The organism is Micromonospora polyrhachis, assembly GCF_014203835.1.
Lineage (GTDB): Bacteria > Actinomycetota > Actinomycetes > Mycobacteriales > Micromonosporaceae > Micromonospora_H > Micromonospora_H polyrhachis.
In genome coordinates this window covers 3474071-3492985 of the sequence record NZ_JACHJW010000001.1, presented here as the reverse complement: position 1 = coordinate 3492985, position 18915 = coordinate 3474071, and the positions used below count along the sequence as shown (strand labels likewise).

The window sequence follows — 18915 nt, the reverse complement described above, 5'->3', positions numbered from 1 at the left end:
TGCCGATGATCGGACTCCTGATCCCCCAGGGTAGGAGCGTCTACAGGGACGAGGTCGGCTACGTCGCGCGTTGTCAACCTGCGGGTGCCGGCTCGGTGGGCCGGGGTGCGAAGAAGCGGATGATGTCGTCGGCCGCGGTGGAGGACAGCATCATCGATCCTACGTGGGGTCGGTGCGCTGCCGCTGGCCTCGATGAGTGCGGTGGGGCGGGGGTCCCAGCCACCGAACATGTCCAGCAGAGCACGCTTACTACCGAATGTGTCGATGGGGCGATCGCCTGCACGCAGCGAGATCCCGACCCGTAGGCTGCCGTCGCCGAGGCGTTGCGCTGCCAGAATCTGGTTCACGCCGACGCACCACAGGTTCCCGGGGCCGACCAACTCGGCGAGATCGGGATGGCGCTGGTCGACGTCTTCGATGTTCAGCTCTACGAGAGTGGCCACGTAGGACAGTTGAACGTCGGCCAGCAACGGCCGGACGACAGAGCGCGCGCCGTCCGCGCCGATGAGAATGTCGCAGCCGGTTCGGTGGCCGCCATGGAACGCCAGATCCCAGCCCCTGTCGGGTCGTGGGGTCGCCGCGACGAGCCGGTGCTGCCACGCAACCGTGTCACCGGGGAGGGAAACGAGCAGAAGTTCACGCAGTACGCTGCGGTCGATCTCGGTCTCCGGCGGGCTGTGGGCGCCCTCAACGCGTTCATCGTCGGAGCGCTCCGCAGAGAGATCGCCGAGCGCCGCACCGCCCGTTCCACCGGCACTGACGAGTCCGCCTGGCAAGCCGCCCTCGGGCCCTACCTGACACGCATGCTCGAAACAGGCCGCTACCCCACCGTCGCCCGGCTCGTCATCGACGGCGCACACCTCAACGCCGAGGAAACCTTCCACCACAACCTGATCACCGTCCTGGATGGCATCACCAACCATCCCCACACCTGACCTACTGTTCGCAGGCCCCGCCGAACTGCCAGCGTTATCGGTGACACGGGGGCGGAGAGGCAGTGCATGCGGGCGGCCTGACCGCCCCCGTACAGGTCGAACGCTGCCAGCCGGTGACGTAGAAGTTCTGGGTCACCTGGACGTACGACCCGCCTCGGCGCTCCCTGCCTGCCCCGACTCCGAGCAGCCGCTGATGTCAACTCACCCGGGCAGGTCGAGGCGCGCCAACTGACGCCGGCTGGCGACGTTGAGTTTGGGGAACGCTCGGTAAAGGTGGTAGCTGACGGTCTTCGGGCTGAGGAAGAGCTGCGCGGCTATCTCCCGGTTGGTCAATCCGGCGTGAGCCAGCTTGACTATCTGCAATTCCTGCGGTGAGAGCGCCGCGAGCAGGTCGACCGTCGGGTCGACCTGCGTCTGCTCTCCGGCGGCACGCAGTTCCGCCGCCGCCCGGTCGGCCCACGGCTGAGCCGGTAGCCGTTCGAACATCTCCCGTGCGGTCCGCAGCTGCGACCGGGCCTGGTTCTTTCGCCGGTCCCGGCGCAACCGCTCACCGAAGGCCAGGTGGGTACGGGCGATCTCCCACGGCCGTGAGCCGTCCGCGTGCGCACGCAACGCCGCCGTGAAGTGCTGGTCCGCGACGTCGGTGTCGGGGGCAAGCATGCCTTGGCAGCGGTGCCAGACGGCCTGCGCCCAGTTCTGCCCGGCCGCCTCAGCCCAGGTCCCGAATCGGTCGCAGGGCACACGGCCGCGTTCCGGCTCGCCCAGGCGCACTGCGCATTCGACCTGGTCAGGGGCGAAGTAGACCGCGTGGGCCTGATGCCGTACCGGTCCGTCCAGGGCCGTCTCCAGCCGCGTCATGGCCTCGGCGGCGCGACCATGGGCAAGGTCGAGCATCGCTCGGGCCCAGATTGCCCAGGCGAGTCCGTTGGCGATGCGGTGGGTGGTGAAGCCGTCGTGACACTGGGCGCTGAGGCGCAGACACTCCTCCTCGTCGCCCTGCACGGCGGCGATCCAGGCGAGCACGCCTTCCAGGTATCCGGCGCGGTTCGGCTGGCCGGTGTCGGTGGTCAGTTGTAAGCCCTCGGTGGCCGATGAGACGGCGTTGCGGAACCGTCCGAGATACAGCTCGGCCGTGGCGAGTGTGACATGTGCGAGTGGCAACCAGCCGATCGCGCCAGCGACACGGCAGTCGTCGACGACCTGCCGGGCGATGCTGCCGCCAGCGTTGAAATCGCCGACGATGCCCGCTACGAAGGCGGCATTGAGCCGGAGGGCGTAGGCACCACGGGATCGCAGCCCCTCGGCGACCAGCGGACGCATGGCAGGCAGGGCATCCACCGGTCCGACGGTGAGCAGTCTGGCGGCCCCGGTGACGGCGGCGACCGCCGCCGCCAGGCCGTCCGGGGCAGGCCCCAGCTTCGCCAGCCGTTCGGCCGCGTCCGTCAACCGCGACGGATCGCTGAGCTGCCAGGCGTTGCGGCCGGCGTCGACCAGTACGGCGTGCGCCGCGACCGGGTCCACCTCGGCGAGTGCCGTGGACGCCTCGACCAGCAGATCGTGTGCCCGGGCGGCGTCCCCGGAGTCGAACGCGACGCGGGCCTCAAGTTCGTAGTAGCGAGCGGCCCGGAGCGGGTCCGTGGGAATTTCGTCGATCTGGTCCAACAGGTGTCGAGTCCGGTTCTGTTGTCCGGCATGGTTCGCCGCGACCGCGGCCTCGATCAGCCGGCGACCGCGCAGCCCGGGGTCGCCGGTCAACTCGGCGGCGCGTTCCAGCGCCGCCGCTGCCGCGGCGTGTCCGCTGCGACCCTGCGCCCGCTCGGCGGTCAGTTCGAGGGCGCGGGCTGCGGTGTCGTCGGGGCCGGTCGCCGCGGCGGCGAGGTGCCACGCCTGCTGGTCCGGCTCCGCGGCGGCTGCTTCGGCGAGCGCCCGATGCGCGGCCAGCCGCTCGTCGAAGTCGGCCTGCTGGTACGCGGCGGCCCGCAGCAACGGATGGGTGAAGATGATCCGGCCACCGGACACTCGCAGCAGCTCGGCCTGCTCGGCCTCCCGTAGGGCGGCACGCAGTTCGTCGCGCGAGATCCCGCAGGTCGCGGTGGCGCGTAGCAAATTGCCGAGCCCGGCGGTTTCGTCGGCGGCGGCGATGGTGAGCACGGTACGCACGTCCGGCGTCATCCGTGCGATTCGCGTACCGAAGGCATGCTCGATGCGCTGCGGCAGCGGGAGCGGACCGGGTAGGTGGGCCTGATCCCCCACGACGCGCGGCAGCTCGCGCAGGGCCAGCGGATTGCCCCCACTCTCCCGGACGATCCGTTCCCGGGCCACCCGATCCAGGCCGGGAGCCCACCGATCCAGCAGGGCGACGCAGTCCGAGGCCCCGATCCCGTCGAGCCAGTGCTCCGGCAGACCGGCGGGGTCGAACTCGGGACGCGCCGCGAAGATCATCGCTACGGCGTCGGCGTGCAACCGCCGGGCGACGAAGCGCAGTGTCCGCGCGGAGGACTCGTCAAGCCAGTGCGCGTCGTCGACAAGGCAGAGCACCGGCTGGTCCTCGGCCAGGTCGCCGAGCAGGGTCAACACGGAGGCACCGATGAGCAGTGGGTCACGACCGGCGGCCGGGCCCACCCCGAGCGCACCGAGCAGGGCGGTGCGCTGCAACTCGGGCAGTGCCTCCGCACGGCCGAGCACCGGATAGAGCAGCAGGTGAAGCGAGGCGAAAGGCATCTCCGCCTCGGATTCGTACCCGGCGCAGCGCAGCACGGTCAGCCCCGAGCCGGTGGCGGTGTCGTCGAGCAGGGCACTCTTGCCGATGCCGGCTTCGCCCCGAAGCACAAGTGCGGCACTGTAACCAGCGCGCGCCCGCTCCACGGCGGTCCGCAGGACAGCCCGGTCAGCGTCCCGCCCCAGCAGCATGAAATCGGAAACTACACCAGTCACGTGTCCGGTACCGCGCCGGAATCGATCTTCATAGCGTCAGCGCATGCCTTCCGTACCCGTCGTCGAGGTCAACGAGGTGACCCGGTGTTACGCCAACGGGGTCACCGCTCTCGCCGGTGTCTCCGTCAGCTTCGACACCGGATCCTTCACCGCTGTCATGGGGCCCTCCGGCTCCGGCAAGTCGACCCTGCTGCAGTGCGCGGCCGGATTGGACCGGCCCACCTCCGGCCGGGTCAGCCTCGCCGGGCAGGAGCTGACCTCGCTCAGCGAGCGACGGCTCACCCTGCTGCGGCGAGAACGCATCGGTTTCGTGTTCCAGTCCTTCAACCTGATGCCGGCCCTCACCGCCGAACAGAACGTCGCCCTGCCATTGCGGCTCGCCGGGCGCCGTCCCCGCCGGTCCGAGGTGCTCGCCAGTCTCGCCGCGGTCGGTCTCGCCGATCGCGGGGGGCACCGGCCGGGCGAACTCTCCGGCGGACAACAGCAGCGCGTCGCGATTGCCCGGGCGCTGCTGACCGCGCCGGCGGTGCTTTTCGCCGACGAGCCGACCGGCGCGCTGGACAGCCGCTCCGGTGAGCAGGTGCTGCGGTTGCTGCGGGAACTGGTCGACCAGCGCCGCCAGACCGTGGTGATGGTCACCCACGACGCGCACGCCGCCGCGTACGCCGACCGGGTCCTCTTCCTCGCCGACGGCCGCATCGACGGTGAGATCGCCGCGCCGACCGCGGAGGCCATCATGATCCACATGGCCCGGCTGGAGGCGACCGCATGCTGATGCTCACTCTGGCGACGCTGCGGATCCGGTGGCGCTCGTTCGTCGGCATGTTCGTGGCACTCGCCCTGGGGGCGGCGCTGGTCGCGGCGCTCGGCCAGGTGCTCGCCACCACGATCAGCGCCCCCGACCGGGAACCGCAGCGCTACCAGGACGTCACGGTCGTCGTGGTGGGCGTCGACGAGCTGAACGTGCCGACCTGGCGCGGTACGGAGACGGAACCACTGGCGCAGCGACGCGGAGTTCCCGCCACGACGGCCGCCCGGTTGCCGGACGCGGTCGCGGACCGGGTCTTTCCCGCCACGCTGGCCGAGGGACCCGGCGGGAGTGTGGGACGGCCCTGGTCGGCCCGAACGGCGGCGGGGCAGACACTCCTCGCCGGTCGGGCGCCGGCAACCGACGACGAGATCGTGGTGAGTGCGGGGGCCCGGCCCGGCGACCAGGTCCAGGTGATCACGACGGCAGGGGTACGCCCGTACACCGTCGTCGGCCTCAACAGCCCCACTCGCGAGATCTGTCTCTTCTTCACCGATGCCCGTGCCGCAGAGCTTTCCCCCCGCATCGACGCGCTCCTCACCCGACAGCCGGAGGCCCAGGTCCGCGCGGCGGTCGGCACCGACGCCCGGGTGTTGGTCGGCGACGCGCGGGCCCGACTGGACCCAAACCGGGAAGGCGACGCCGACGCCCGCAACAACGCCAACACCATCGCCGGCATCGCCCTCGGGTTCGCCATCTTCATCTCGATCGCCGTGGTGGCCGCGACCTTCGCGTTCGCGGTCGGCCAGCGGCGCCGGGAGATGGCGCTGCTCCGGGCGGCCGGGGCCACACCCGGCCAGATCCGTCGGATGATCTACACCGAGGCGCTGGTCGTCTCCAGCCTTGCGGCCGCAGCCGGCGCGGTCGCCGGACCGTACGCCGCACCTGCGCTCCTCGACTGGCTCATCGCGCGACGCATGGCTCCGGACTGGATCGATACGGTCAGCAACTCCGCCGTACCGGCGTACCTGGCCTTCGGTACGGGCGTGCTCGTCGCCCTGCTCGCCGTGGTGATCGCCGCGTGGCAGGCCAGCCGGATCCGGCCGGGTGAGGCGCTGCGCCAGGCCACGGTGCAGACCCGACACATGCCGCTCAGCCGCTGGGTGCTCGGCCTCGGCACGCTGGCCACCGCGCTGGTGAGCATGGCGTTCACCGCCATCGACGACCCTGGCTCGGCGACCAACCGTAAGACGTACATGCCGGTGCTGATGCTGCTGATCGCGGCCGCCGCGCTGCTCGCCCCGGCGGTGGTCCGGCCCACCGCCCGCCTGCTCACGCTGCCGTTCCAGCGATCGGGGGGTGCCATCGGCATGCTGGTGGCGGCCACCGTGACGAGTTCGGCGCGGCGTACCGCGACGCTCGCGACGCCGGTACTGATGACGGTGGCCCTGCCCGCGATGCTGCTCACCGCCTCGACGATGACCGACACCGCGAAAGCGGCGGCCGGCGGCCGGTCGGTGCAGGCCGACTACCTGGTGCTGCCCAACGGCACGGCAGGGCTCGACAACGAATTGACGGCTCGCCTGCGGGCGGTGCCCGGTGCCGACGTGTCAACCATCAGCGAAAGCAGCGTCTACACCCTTGACGGCGACACCGCACTCAACCGCCGCCCGGCGGAGGGAACGGAGCTTGTCCCGGACGACGCAATCGTCGTGGAGCAGGACTGGGGATACCGGGTGGGCGACAACGTCCGACTGTGGCTCGCCGACGGCACCGAGACCCGTCTGCGCGTGATCGGGTTGCTTCCGCTGGGGGCGACGACGGCCGCACAGGTGAGCCCCCGTAACGCCCGCGCCGACCTGCCGTCGAAGGCCCTGGTCGACGTCCGTCCCGGCAGCGACCCGACGGCCGTGGAGGCGGCCCTGCGCCACGCCGCCCGGGGGCATCGCGCCGCTGTCGTCAGCAAGCCGCAGTGGTCGGCAGCGACCGCCGCCGCACAGGGTGACGCGAGTCGTCTCGGCTTGCTGATGGTGCTCGGAATCCTGCTGACTTACACCACGATTGCGCTGGTCAACACCCTGGTCATGGGTGCACCGGACCGCGCCGGCGAGCGGCGCGTCATGAGTCTGCTCGGTGCCGATCGTGGCCAGGTGCTCCGGTACGCGCTGGCCGAGTCGTTGGTTTCCGTCGCCGTCGGGGTGGTCCTCGCGGCAGCCGTCACCGTAGCTGGGCTGGGCGGACTGTGGTTGGCGCTGCTACGGGTGGCCGGGCCGATCGCGCTCGACGTGTCGTGGGGGGCGCTGGGCGCGGTGGTCGGGGGTTGCGTCCTGATCGCCACGATCCTGCCGGCACTCCTGGAACGGGCGTCCCACTCCTCGGTCACCTCCGATTCGGTGCCGGCGGCGTAACGCCGCAGACCGCGAACGGGGGGTCGGCTCGCTGGCTGCTCCCCGTTCGCGGGCCGTCCCATGACGGGCACCAGCTACCGGGAAGTTCCGGTAGACCGGCGACCTTGGCCCCACACCGTCGCCGGTGCCGCTGACGGTGTCCGTCGATACCAACGTCAGCGGAACGCCGGGCCTGCCGACCCGGCATTCCGCTGGAGAGGTGCCCCGTCCTCAGCTCACCGCCTGCTTCACGAGTGCGGCGATCCTGGCCTCGTAGTCGGCGGCCAGTTCGGGCAGCGCGAAATAGGTTGGCCACATGGTGCCCTCGTCGAGGTGTGCCTCGTCGCTGAAGCCGAGCACCGCGTACCGCGTCTTGAACTTCGCCGCACTTTGGAAGAAGCAGACCACCTTGCCGTCGCGGGCGTACGCGGGCATTCCGTACCACAGCTTCGGCGTGAGGACCGGCGCGTTGGCCTTGATGACGGCGTGCAACCGCTCGGCAAGCACGCGGTCGGAATCCGCCATCTCGGCGATCTTCGCGAGCACCTCGCCTTCCGTGTCGGCCTTGGCACCCCGCCGAGCGCGCGTCTTCAGCTCCTTGGCGCGCTCCTTCATCGCGGCGCGCTCCTCGTCGGTGAATCCGTCGTACTTCTCGCCGTTGGCGGTGGTGGTGGTCTTGGTGGTAGTGGTGGTCTTGGTCGTGGTCGCCATGGCAGCGTTCCTCTCTCTGGTGAAAATCTGGCTATTCGGCCGCGATCAGGAACAGGTCACCACTTGCCCGCCTGCTGGCGGGTCGGCGCGTTGAGCCGGTTGAAGGCGTTGGTGATCGCGATGTTGAGCAGCAGTGCGGCCAACTCCTTCTGGTCGAAGTGCTTGGCGGCCACGTCCCACACCTGGTCCGGCACCGGGTCCGACCGGTCCGCGAGCCGGGTCACGGCCTCGGTCAGGGCCAGCGCGGCGCGTTCCTCGTCGCTGAACCAGGGCGTCTCCCGCCACGCGGCAACGGCGTGCACCTGGTCGTCGGTCGCGCCCTGCTGGCGGGCCTGGTGGGCACCCCCGGCCACACAGGGTCCGCAGCCGTTGATCTGACTGGCCCGCAGGTGGCTCAGCGCCAGTACCTTGCCGTCCATCCCGGCGCCCGCGATGGCCTTGTTGACGGCCATCAGGGCCGGCATCGCCTCGGGGATCAGAACCGCCGGGTTCGGCATGCGCTCGGTCAACATCGCTTCTCCTTGGTCGTGGGTGTCGCTGACGGTCGTGGGTGTTGCTGACGGTCGTGGGTGTTGCTGACAGGAGTGATCCGACCATCGACGGGCCGGGACCCGCGCGGTCCGTGGGACACCGTGGGACACCTAGAACCCGGTCTAGCAGCGCAAACGCAACGCCGATGCGTTCGTCTGCACCGGGACAGGTACGGTGTTGCACGTGTCCAGCCCCCAGGAGCGACTGGTGGCTCAGCTCGCCCGGATCAAGGAAATGAGCGGGCTCAGCCTGCGCGCCCTCGCCAGCCAGGCGGGTCTGAGCAGCTCGTCGCTGTCCCGATACCTGGCCGGTCGGCTCGTGCCGCCGTGGGAGGCCGTCGTGGCGCTGTGCCGGTCCGTGGGTCGCGACCCACGGCCCCTGCGCGGGGTGTGGGCCGAGGCCGCCAAGGCCGGCGCGGCACCCGCCCCACGCCGCAACGACCTGCCGGCCGACCTGTTCGACTTCACCAGCCGGGAAGCGGAGTCGGCGCTGGTCGAAGGGCTGCTGCACAGCGCCGGCGCGGTCGTGATCGACGGCATGGCAGGCGTGGGCAAGACCAGCCTGGCCGTGCACGTGGCCCACCGGCTCGCCCCTTCGTATCCGGACGGTGGGCTCTACCTCGACCTGCACGGCTTCACGCCGGGCCAGGAGCCACTGGAGCCGCAGGCCGCGCTGGGCCGGCTGCTGGGCGCGTTGGATATCACGCACCCCCCGTCAGGTGCCGCCGAACGCGCGGCGCTCTGGCGGTCGGAGCTGTCCCGGCGGCGGGCGCTCGTCGTGCTCGACAACGCGGTCGACGCGGAGCAGGTACGCCCGCTGCTCCCCGGCGCGGGAAAGTCCGCAGTCCTGATCACCAGCCGCCATCGGCTGGTCAGCCTGGACGGCGTGCCGCCGGTGTCCCTGGAGCCGTTGACCGACGCTGACGCCGCGCACCTGTTCAGCCGGGCGGCCGGGCTGACAATCACCGAAGAGGAAGCGGTCAGCCAGGTGTTGCGGCAGTGCGCCGGGCTCCCCCTGGCGCTACGGATGGCGGGCGCACGGCTTCGCCACCGCCCCGGCTGGACCGTGGCGGTGTTGGCTGAGCGGCTACGTACCACCCCCAGCCGCTTCGACTCCGTGTTCGGCATGTCGCTCCAGCAGCTCGACTCGGTCCAGCGCCGTATCTTCCGCCTGCTGGGCGTGCTGCCCGGTGCCGACTTCGACGTGGAGGTGGCGGGCGCGCTCACCGACCTGCCACCCGACCGGCTCGGCGCGGCGCTGGAGGAGCTGGTCGACGCCCACCTCGTCCAGGAACTCTCCCCCGGGCGGTACCGGATGCACGACCTGATCCGGCGATACGCGGCGGACCTCGCCGCCGACGAGGAGCCGCAGGCGGAAGCCGCGCTGCGCCGGGTCCTACGCCACTATCTGGCGCAGGCGGTCGCCCACGATCGGACGTTGCCCTCGCCGTACCGGCGGGAGCCCTCGCCGGGCGATCCGGCGAGGGCGATGGCCTGGTTCGAGCTTGAGTACGTCAACCTGGTCGCCTGTTTCGATGCCGCCGTACGACTGGGTGCGGACGAGGTGGTGGTCGAGCTGCCACAGGCCATGCGGGTCTGGTTCTTCCGGCACCGTGGCACCGACGACCAGGCACGGCTGCTCGAAGCCGCCGCAGTCGCCGCAGCACGGCTCGGCCGCGACCAGCAGCGGGCTTCGCTGCTCGCGGACCTCGGCTTCGTCCATGCCGCTGCCGGACGCCTCGCCGAGGCGCTCTCCGCCTACGAACTGGCCGAGCAGTCCGGGCCGGACGACGACCTCGCAGCTGGTCTGGCGCTGCGCATCGGCTTCGTACGCCGGGATCTCGGCGACCTCGAAGCGGCACAGGCACGCTTCCGGCAGGCCCGTGACCTGTTCGAGAGGATCGGTCGCCGCGCGGGGCAGTCCCAGGCGCTGGCCTTCGATGGATGGGTGACCCTGCACCTCGGCCGGCACAGCGAAGCCGTCGAACTCGCCCATGCATCCGTCGCGCTGGCCGACGGGCCTGCCCAGATCACCGGGCTGGTAACCCTCGGTGTCGCACTGGCGCCAGACGATCCGGCGGAGTCGCTGCGGATGCTGCATGACGCGCTGCGGTTGGCCGAGCAGAACGATCTCCCGCACAACCAGGCGTGGTGTCACAACTATCTCGGTGTCGCGCTGCGGGTCATGGGTTCTCCCGAGAAGGCGCTCGAACACCATCGGCGCGCCTTCGAGCTGCTGGAACCGCTGGCCGAGGTACAGCTCGAAATCGACTGCCTACACACCTACGCTGAGACGTGCCGCGCGGCGGGGCGCTATGACGAGGCGCTGCCGCTGCTCGACCGCACCATCGAACTCGCGCGTGAACTGGGTCGGCCGTACGACGAGCAGCTCGCCCGTTCGGCGCGGGAGTTGCTACGCACCGAGCAGGCGAGCCACCGCCTATCCGAGTCCGGTCAGCCGGCGGCGCGGGCCCGCCAGGCCGGGCTGTCGAAGTAGTGGTTGTCGTATTTCTCGGATGAGGCACCGATCTCCTTCGGGTCGGCTTCACCCTTGTAGACGCGTTCCAACAGTCGGTAGTAGTCGAACCGCGCGATTCCCGGGCTGAAGCTGACCAGGACGTCAGCCTCCTCGCCGGGGGCTGGGGCGAAGGCGTGCGGCAGGTGCGGGGGGACGACGAGCAGGTCGCCCTTTTCCAGGGTGAGGATCTGCTCCCCCGCCAGGACCTGTAGGACTCCATCGATGACGAAGAAGGTCTCTGCCATCCGGGTGTGGAAGTGGGGCGGCGCACCGGGTGATCCCTTGGCCAGGAAGGCGCGGTTGACCGTGAGCGCGCCGTGTGTGTCGTCCGCGTCGGCCAGCAGGGTGATGAGGCTGGTGGGCCCATCCGCGAGGACTTCGGCGTCGGTCGCCTTGATGGTGAAGAACGGCTGGGGCTGGATCGGGGACATCATCTCTCCTTGGATCTAATCGCGGATAAAAAATATCCAGAATACGGTTACGCGGGAATTGCCACAGAAGCCTCGGCTGCCCGTCAGGCGCGCAGCGCAGCAAGCCGGTTGCGGGTGTTCTGCGGAGCGGCGGGGAACTGCCGCTCCACTGCGGACTTGATGTCAGCGAGCGTCTGCGCAGCCAACTCGCGCCGCCAGGCGAGATCCGCTCGGCGCATACCCTGGGAGATCAGACACGTCTGTCGATAGTCGGTCTCCGCGTCACCCCCGGGCCCCTGCCGCAGGATTTGGTCGCAGCGGAACGCCTCCTCCGGCCCCTCGATGGCCGTTACCACGTCGAGCAGCGTGATCGCCTCAGGGCTGCGGGCCAACCGGAAACCACCACGCGGCCCCGAGGTGGACGAGAGGATGCCCGCCCGAGCCAACGCCTGTAGCTGCTTGTTCAGGTAAGCCGAGGGCAATTCGTAGAACGCCGCCAACGTGGCCGTCCGGACCGCCTGACCCGACTCGACCCAGGACAGATTCAGGCAGCTGTGCAACGCCCATTCGACACCCTCGCTCATCCGCACATCCTGGACGTTACATGTCCAAGATCTTGAACGCAACCGACGGGTGGACTCGACGAACCGTCGCGACCCGACTCCCTCGACTGGAAGTAGACAGTGTCTATTGCGTTTGGTAGACAGTGTCTATGCAACAGCAGTCGGAGGGCGGCCTCCGTACCCGTCTCGTCGAAGTCGGCGTCGACCTGGTGGCCCGCGATGGCGTCGAGGCGCTCTCCCTTCGGGAGATCGCGCGCGGCGCCGGAGTGTCACACGGCGCTCCCCGCCGCTACTTCCCCACCCATCAGAGCCTGCTCGCAGCGATCGCGCAGCAGGGTTACCGCGCTCTCGCCCGGCGGATCGAGCCGCTACTCGACGAAGACGCCCACCCGCGCGCCCAGGTCTACGAATTGGGCCGGGAATACCTGGCCTTCGCCCGTACCAACCGCGGCATGTTCGAGCTGATGTTCCGGCACGACCTGCTGCGCGGCAACCAGATCGGCCTGCGGGAGGACAGCCTGCGACTCTTCGAGATCCTCGTCCAGCTCGTCGCGCGCGCAGTCACCCGGGCCACGACGGACCGGCCGCCGGCCGTGGTCGCCGGCGCGCTGTGGGCAAACCTGCAAGGCATCGCCCAACTAACCCTGTGGGGCAGCCTCCAACTCGCCACGCAGACCGAGGACGTCGACCTCCTGCTACGGACCGCGGTCGAGGCCCACCTCCCTACGCCACCCCGCAGCGAGCCGACGACGTGCTGATCCAAGCTGGCGTACGGCCGGCCCTCGCCGGCCTGCTGCGTCTGACCTATCGCCCCGAGGTCGAGGGACGACACCACGTTCCGGCAACCGGGCCGGTCATCCTGGCCGCCAATCATCTCTCCGCCCTGGACAGCTTCCTGATTCCACTGGTAGCACCGCGACCGGTCGCCTTCCTCGCGAAGGAGGAATACTTCCGTCGGCCAGGACTCACGGGTGCGCTGACCCGGGCCTTCTTCACCGGAATGGACGCCATCCCGGTGCATCGCACCGACCACCGCGCCGCACAGGCGTCACTGGAGGCGGCTCGCGAGGTCCTCGCCGCCGGCCGCGTCTTCGGGATCCATCCCGAGGGCAGCCGGTCCCGCGACGGCCGGCTCTACCGCGGCCGTACCGGGGTCGCCTGGCTGGCGCTCGCCACCGGCGCACCGGTGGTACCGGTCGCCGTCCTCGGCACCGATCGAGTCCAGCCGGTTGGTGCACGGCTGCCCCGCTTCGGCCGGATCACGGTCCGATTCGGACAGCCGCTGCGCTTCACCCAGCCGCCCGACGGTAACGCCAACCGGGCTCGACGGCTGGTGACGGACGAAATCATGGCGGCAATCCAGCAGCTCTCCGGCCAGGAACTGGCACCCGGCCACGCCGAACTGCCCTCGGAATAGGCGGCGTACGGGGGCGGCATGGCCGCCCTCCCGTACGGACGGAGTCGGAGCGCGAGGAAGCCCAAGGCAGCTGGCTGCGGGGCGGCGTCCACCGTTCAGGACGAGGTCGAGCAGGCCGGGGAAACGGGCCTCAAGGTCGTCGCGGCGCAACATGAGATAGAGCTTGCGGCCGGACGGGCGCTGGCGGATCACTCCGCTCTCGCGCAGGCTCCGCCAGTGATGGGTCATGCTCGACTTCGGGACGTCCGGCATGATCTCGCCGCAGAGTCGCTCCTCGCCGGAGGCCAATGCCCGGGCGATACGGATGATGACCCGGTGGCCGATGCGTCAGATCCTGGTCGGGCAGTTCCAGAAGTCCGACGCGATCGTGCTCAAGGGCTACACCGCCCAACGCCAGCGGCAGCACACGGGCGCGTGAGGTGCGGTGAGGCGGTTGAGGTGCGTGTCGACTGGCCGAGCCACCGCCGTCACGAGCCCCTGACACTCCACTCGGTCGACAGCGACGACGAACGTGATCAGAACGCCATGGGCCTTACAGCAACCCGGTAACGGCCATGGTGTTCTGATCACCAAGCCCTCGAAAGCACCAACACACGCGAGCTGTCAGCTCCCGAGGCCCCGGCCCGTGATTCCGTGCCCCTTGCAGGTGGCCACGAACCGCTGAAGAAAGGCCACGAAATCGTCGCGTCCACCGCAGTCGATGGCCATATGATTCTCGGGTCTAGCTGTCACGCCGCTAGCGGTGTCCCGCCGGTCCAGACTCGGGCAGGCTGTCGCAGCAAGGTCCGCCGTCTCCTGGCACACCTGACCACCACCCCCTTGGGCGCACCCATCGATGGCCACGGTGGCGACGCCGGCACCAACACCACACCAACAAAGCCCACTACCAGCGAAGACACAGCTACGACTGGAGCATCAGGCGCAGGCACGGCTTTCCAGCACGATCGTCGGCTTCGACACCACATGGGCATCAGAAAGCCGTGCCTGTCCTATCAGCGAATCACCACACCCGACACGTCCCAGTCGGGTTCTCCAACCAGGGTTCCACTGTTCGCCGGGGCGGTGGCTAGTTGGCCACGTCGAGAATGAATCTCTCGTGGCCGGCGTTATCGGGCCCGAAGATGCCGTTGCCGTTGTGAACCTGGCAGTTGACTATCCCACCACCATTGTTGGTGGCAGCCTTCACATCGTGGGCGACCATGCGCAGATAAACGTTTGGGAAGATCGCCGCCGACTCGAAGGCAAACGAGCCGTCCGCCTGCTGGTGAAGCTTGAACTTCTCGTGGGTGTCCGCGCCGAATTGGCAGTTGACCGTGCCACCGCCAGGCCCCCCGGGGATGGGTGGCACCTCGGCACCGTCCATACGCAGATACACATTCGGCCAGGTCACCGATTCGAAGGAGAATGAACCGTCCGCCTGCGGGCGAAGCTTGAACTTCTCCAAGGGCCCTGCCCCGAATTGGCAGTTGACCGTCCCGGCACCAGACCCACTGAAGGTCGTCACCCCGGCACCGTCCATGCGCAGATACACATTCGGAAAGAACCATGACTTGATGGTGATCGGCGTGTTCCCAAGCGCCGCGAAATCCGCTACCGACAACGGCATTAAGGTCCCTCTCTTTCCTTTTGGGAATCCTCACGGTAGTCGAATCACTGCGGACAGATAAGCCCGACGGTTGGCGCGGGATGAACGTAACGACGATCGTGGACGGATGCTACAGAACCGAAAAAAACACTATCCCGGGGTTATCGTGACCGGCGAGGGCTGCGGTCGCCCACCTACCCGCGACAACCCGCCGTCGGCACACCGCCCCGAACAGTTGGCCCCCGGTCAACCAACGCGCGCCCTTGACGGTGGCGTAGGCCGGAAACACCCCGACTGGCAGGTCTCGGTCCGCCCGGCGATGCCGGAATACTGCCGCTGCGCCCCGGCCGGCTTCCGGGGTCTCACCCCCAGCAGCCTCGGCCAGAGTCCCACCGTTCTTGCAGCCAAGGGCAGTCCGAGCAGGTGACTACGGGCCTGCCACCGGGGCTCGCCGAGACACACCACCGATGCGACAAGCTAGTCCCCCCGACAACCACATGCCATCGACCGCGGCAGACACATCCTCGACAACAACCCAACCTGTATGACGACGCTGAGCTGCTGAAACTCCAACTCAAGCAACTGTGGACGGGGCACTGATCGGACCGCCGAGGAAGGCGTACGGGGTGCAGCTCGATAGTTCATGCGCCGAACCCCGGCTCTCCCATGGAGAACCGGGGTTCGACGTACGTGGTCGTAACTAGTGAAGCTCGAACGCGCCGGACTTCGCGGAGGAAACGAAGCCCGCCCACGCCGCCGGTCCGAAGGCCAGCGTGCCGCCGTCACGGTCTTTGGTGTCCCGAACCAGGACGACGCCAGGCAGGTTGTCGGCAACCTCGACGCAGGCACCTTGGTTGTTACCGCTGCGGGTGCTCTTGCGCCAGACGGCGCCAGTCAGGTCATCCATGATGCTGCCACTTTCTTGATCAGGGCTAGTGACGCAGGACCGGGAAGCGCAAGGCTCCGAATGCGCTCCCACCTACTCGCCAGGGTAGCAACGTCTTCCGCTCGATCGAGGATGTGCGCTGCGAGCTGGCTGTCCGCATACACCGCCCGAGCACCGTCCCGCATTTCGGCGAGGATGAACGGTCCACCAAGCCCGGGATAGAGCCCGGCACTGGCCGGAACCACATGAAGTTCGACATGTGGCAGCTCCGCACGGCCGACAAGGTGCTCGATCTGCGCCGAGCGCAACATCGGGTCACCCTCGCCGAGCCGCCATATCACCGACTCGTCGATCACCGCGATGAGCAGGGGCGGCTGATCCTGCCTGAGGATGGCCTGCCTCTTGAGTCGCGAGGCTACAAACCGCTCGACCGCCTCGACACTCAGCATTTCGCCAGCAATCGTCGCCCTGATGTATGCCTCGGTCTGGAACAGCCCTGGCACCCAGGCCGGCTCGTACCAGCGGAGCGCTACCGCCTCTCGCTCGATTTCTGCCCAGGGACGAAACCATGCGGCTTCCCGTCGTTTGAAGACGTCCGGCCAAATATCCCCGATGTCCTTGCCGAGGACGGCCGCCGCTGCGGTCCGATGCCGAGGATGCGGTATCCGGTCTTGCGTCACCCACCGTGCAGCGGTTTTTGGGTCCACTCCGACCTTTCCCGCAAGCGAGTCAGCGGTCTCCCCAGCTTCGATCATCGCCGACCGCAGCGCATGGTTCATACCCAGCTCCTGAAGGGACGTTTTAGATGTTTGCAGAGCATTCATCTGGGCGGTGTAACTGCTCCACTACGCCGGGCACTGTACGCCGTGAAACACAAAGCAGCAACAGTCGGTTACCAATTGATCGCTAAGGGCTTCGTTGATCGTTTCCCGAAGGGTGGTGCGTCATGTACAGCGGTGACTACGAGCCGGTCCCGAATTCGCCCGCGAAACCCGTACCGCAGCCGGATCCCGAACCGCGTAAGGAGAACCCACCCGCAACAGCCAACGGCGAAAGCGATGGTGAGCAGTGATGGTCGCCGCCCACGCACCCGTCGTACGACGTGCCCGATACGCCGAGGTCGCCACCGTCGCCGCGCTCGTCACCGACGCCGCCCACGATCTGCCCCTGGCCGAATGGCTCGTCCCCGGCCCGCAGCAACGCCCCACCGTCCTCACCGAGGCCGTACGGATCTGGGTCGAACACGCCCTCTTCTTCGGTGAAGTCGACGTCCTCGCCAACGCTGACGGGCTCATCGGGGCCGGGGTCTGGTTCCACCGCTACCGGCAGATCCCACCACCGGCCGCGTACGAGGCCCGCCTCGCCGCCGCCTGCCACCAGCACACCGAACGGTTCACCACCCTCGGTCGACTCCTCGACGGCCAACGTCCCGAGACAGGTCACGAACACCTCGCCCTACTCGCCATCGCACCCGACCACCGTGCCACCGGCATCGCCGCCAGGTTGCTCGACCACCATCACAGCCGCCTCGACCGCTACGGCACCGCCGCCTACACCGAAGCCTTCAGCGACGTGCATCGCGACCTGCTGGCCCGCCACGGCTACCAGGCACGGCCACCGTTGCACCTGACCCGCCACCACACCATCCACCCCATGTGGCGACCCGGCCGCACACCCCAGACCGACAACTGACCAGCCACCCGTCGACCTGCGCGGCAACGCAACCCGACGGGCACCCGGAATCGGCGGGGCCGGCGCACACCCAACCCTTCAGCGGCGGCCCCGCCGTGACCAGAACCGCCACGAGGTCGGTCGTCGCCATCGGCGGGCGGACCGGGAGTCAGCGCCATCCGGCTCGGCTCGATCGGGGAGGTTTCCAGCTGTCGGAGCAGTGTCGGAATCGGATGCACGATTGTCGGAACCGGCTCCGACAACGTCCGGGATGTCGGGTGGCAAGGTCGGCAACTGCGCGAGATCCGGAAGGACCCAGGTGATTTCCTCGAACGAAGTCGACGGCTCGGGCTTGCGGGCCTCGGTCGCGAGGTACAACGCGGTTCCCATGTGCACCTGAAGCACCTCGCCGATATCACGTAGGTCGACATCGGTGGGTGCTCGCCGACCGGTCAGGGTGTCCTGTACGACGGCCGGGCTGATCCCGGCCCGTATCGACAGCTCGGCCATGGTGATTCCCAGCATCTCCGCGTAGGTGCAGAGATACCTGGCCAACGCCCGCCGCCAGCGCGGCGCGATCGGATCGATCGCATGGGCGAGATGGCCCACTCGTACTCGTTGCTGAGCGTGGGACAACTCAGGCAGTTCGAGAATGCGCCGCGACCGCAGTTGGGGCGTAGCCAGCAGTTCCTGCTCGACCGACAACCGGGCGCACTCCTCGCGCAGGGTCGCCAACTGGGCCGCCTCGGTACGCGCGCCGAGATACAGCTCCCGCACTCTCAGAAGCTCCGTTTCGAGCTGGTCTGCCCGCAGGTCGGCATCTCGTCGCTGCCGCTGCGCCATGCGGATTGACTCCAACTGCCCCGTGGTCTCCTCATGGTGTCGGCGTCGCATCCGGGCAATCTTGGCTTGGAGCTGTTCGACAGTCGGTGGTCCGCTCTCCGGCACCTCGGGCAGCACCGGATCGTCGTCGAGGCGACTGATTTCTCCCTTGTAGCCGGGTGGGGCTTCCTTGCGTGCCCGCCGGTAGAGCGCGGCCGCATGCGCCAGGAGAGCCTCGGTGTGACATCCCTTCGGCAGTGCCCGAATAACCATCTCGGTGGTGGGCCAGTTCGGCCCGCGTTTGTACTTGCCGCTGATCTGCTCGGACAGTGACCGCCGGTCGAAGCCGACGACCAGGACTCCTCGGTCCTCCGCCACGCGCAGAATCGTGGCCTGACCATCGAGCTGGTAGTGCTCCTCGATGAGCTGACGGACGTACAGGGTGTAGGCGGCAGCCTCCGGGGTAGCGCAGCGCTTGCGCACGGTGTCGTCGTCAAGCGTACGTGGCCGGGGCTTTCGTGGCTTTGGTGTCGGGTCTGGGCCCGTGGGCATGCTGGTTGTCCTTGGTCATTGGACCCGACAACAACGGTGTTTGTCGGGACAGTGCGTCTGGGCCTTCCCCGACATATCCGTAATCGGCGAAGGTTCCTTCAGCCATCCCGTCGCAAGCGGCGGGCGGGTCAGGGTCCTTCGCGTCGTCCGACTGACCTGGAACTCAGTTCGATGCGAGGGGCCCGTCCATGATCACTCTTTGTGAGAGGACAGTGACAGGATGCCCGATCGGGGCAAGTTTTGCGA

Annotated in this window: 16 protein-coding genes and 1 pseudogene; 7 read left to right on the top strand and 10 right to left on the bottom strand. The window is 68.7% G+C overall.

From position 1 onward, the window contains the following. The first annotated feature begins 395 nt into the window (after window positions 1-395). A complete protein-coding gene (locus tag FHR38_RS15165) occupies window positions 396-935 on the top strand; it encodes a TetR/AcrR family transcriptional regulator C-terminal domain-containing protein (RefSeq protein WP_184535286.1) in 540 nt (179 codons plus the stop codon). A gap of 201 nt (window positions 936-1136) precedes the next feature. On the opposite strand, the gene FHR38_RS15160 is transcribed toward FHR38_RS15165, so the two are convergent. Further along, complete coding sequence (locus tag FHR38_RS15160) at window positions 1137-3845, bottom strand: helix-turn-helix transcriptional regulator (RefSeq protein WP_184535285.1); 2709 nt, start codon at window positions 3843-3845, stop codon at window positions 1137-1139. 67 nt (window positions 3846-3912) lie between these two features. Here FHR38_RS15160 and FHR38_RS15155 point away from each other — a divergent pair, with 67 nt between their 5' ends. Both FHR38_RS15155 and FHR38_RS15150 read left to right on the top strand, forming a co-directional pair. After that, window positions 3913-4644 carry an ABC transporter ATP-binding protein gene (locus FHR38_RS15155; RefSeq protein WP_184535284.1) on the top strand — a complete coding sequence of 244 codons (732 nt, stop codon included), beginning with the start codon at window positions 3913-3915 and terminating at the stop codon, window positions 4642-4644. Continuing rightward, window positions 4638-7025 (top strand): FtsX-like permease family protein, encoded by a 2388-nt coding sequence (locus FHR38_RS15150; RefSeq protein ID WP_184535283.1) that lies wholly within the window; start codon window positions 4638-4640, stop codon window positions 7023-7025. Before FHR38_RS15155 ends, FHR38_RS15150 begins: the two co-directional genes overlap by 7 nt. Before the next feature lie 210 nt (window positions 7026-7235). Here FHR38_RS15150 and FHR38_RS15145 read toward each other — a convergent pair whose 3' ends face one another. Further along, on the bottom strand, window positions 7236-7715 hold the full coding sequence (locus FHR38_RS15145; RefSeq protein ID WP_184535282.1) for an iron chaperone: 480 nt from the start codon (window positions 7713-7715) through the stop codon (window positions 7236-7238). Window positions 7716-7771: 56 nt separating this feature from the next. Beyond that, window positions 7772-8227 (bottom strand): carboxymuconolactone decarboxylase family protein, encoded by a 456-nt coding sequence (locus tag FHR38_RS15140; protein WP_184535281.1) that lies wholly within the window; start codon window positions 8225-8227, stop codon window positions 7772-7774. Window positions 8228-8429: 202 nt separating this feature from the next. Between FHR38_RS15140 and FHR38_RS15135 the strand changes: the two genes are divergently transcribed. After that, entirely contained in the window at window positions 8430-10742 is a 2313-nt protein-coding gene (locus tag FHR38_RS15135; RefSeq protein ID WP_312882158.1) for an ATP-binding protein, read from the top strand. Here FHR38_RS15135 and FHR38_RS15130 read toward each other — a convergent pair. Together FHR38_RS15130 and FHR38_RS15125 are read right to left on the bottom strand one after the other, a co-directional pair. Then, window positions 10700-11194 carry a cupin domain-containing protein gene (locus FHR38_RS15130; RefSeq protein ID WP_184535279.1) on the bottom strand — a complete coding sequence of 165 codons (495 nt, stop codon included), beginning with the start codon at window positions 11192-11194 and terminating at the stop codon, window positions 10700-10702. The genes FHR38_RS15135 and FHR38_RS15130 overlap by 43 nt on opposite strands. A gap of 83 nt (window positions 11195-11277) precedes the next feature. Further along, window positions 11278-11757, bottom strand: a complete 480-nt coding sequence (locus FHR38_RS15125) for an RrF2 family transcriptional regulator (protein WP_184535278.1) — start codon at window positions 11755-11757, stop codon at window positions 11278-11280. A 128-nt stretch (window positions 11758-11885) separates the two neighbouring features. On the opposite strand from FHR38_RS15125, the gene FHR38_RS15120 reads away from it, so the two are divergent. Next, the gene (locus FHR38_RS15120; RefSeq protein WP_184535277.1) at window positions 11886-12494 is read left to right on the top strand and encodes a TetR/AcrR family transcriptional regulator; all 609 of its coding nucleotides are present in this window, start codon (window positions 11886-11888) and stop codon (window positions 12492-12494) included. Beyond that, a complete protein-coding gene (locus tag FHR38_RS15115) occupies window positions 12488-13153 on the top strand; it encodes a lysophospholipid acyltransferase family protein (RefSeq protein ID WP_312882157.1) in 666 nt (221 codons plus the stop codon). Before FHR38_RS15120 ends, FHR38_RS15115 begins: the two co-directional genes overlap by 7 nt. 237 nt (window positions 13154-13390) lie before the next feature. Here the strand turns inward: FHR38_RS15115 and FHR38_RS33765 are convergent. The 4 genes and pseudogenes from FHR38_RS33765 to FHR38_RS15095 form a co-directional block, all read right to left on the bottom strand. Beyond that, window positions 13391-13441, bottom strand: a pseudogene (locus tag FHR38_RS33765) (hypothetical protein); the annotation flags it as partial. A 778-nt stretch (window positions 13442-14219) separates the two neighbouring features. Further along, window positions 14220-14759: a fascin domain-containing protein gene (locus tag FHR38_RS15105; RefSeq protein ID WP_184535276.1), complete on the bottom strand. Its 540-nt coding sequence runs from the start codon at window positions 14757-14759 to the stop codon at window positions 14220-14222. Between the two features lie 679 nt (window positions 14760-15438). Then, on the bottom strand, window positions 15439-15645 hold the full coding sequence (locus FHR38_RS15100) for a DUF397 domain-containing protein (RefSeq protein WP_184535275.1): 207 nt from the start codon (window positions 15643-15645) through the stop codon (window positions 15439-15441). Next, window positions 15633-16403 (bottom strand): DUF5753 domain-containing protein, encoded by a 771-nt coding sequence (locus tag FHR38_RS15095; RefSeq protein WP_184535274.1) that lies wholly within the window; start codon window positions 16401-16403, stop codon window positions 15633-15635. The genes FHR38_RS15100 and FHR38_RS15095 overlap by 13 nt, the downstream gene beginning before the upstream one ends. A gap of 292 nt (window positions 16404-16695) precedes the next feature. Between FHR38_RS15095 and FHR38_RS15090 the strand changes: the two genes are divergently transcribed. Then, window positions 16696-17316: an N-acetyltransferase gene (locus FHR38_RS15090; RefSeq protein WP_184535273.1), complete on the top strand. Its 621-nt coding sequence runs from the start codon at window positions 16696-16698 to the stop codon at window positions 17314-17316. 78 nt (window positions 17317-17394) lie between these two features. Here the strand turns inward: FHR38_RS15090 and FHR38_RS15085 are convergent, their stop codons facing one another. After that, window positions 17395-18600: a helix-turn-helix domain-containing protein gene (locus tag FHR38_RS15085; protein ID WP_221449032.1), complete on the bottom strand. Its 1206-nt coding sequence runs from the start codon at window positions 18598-18600 to the stop codon at window positions 17395-17397. Between the last annotated feature and the right edge of the window lie 315 nt (window positions 18601-18915).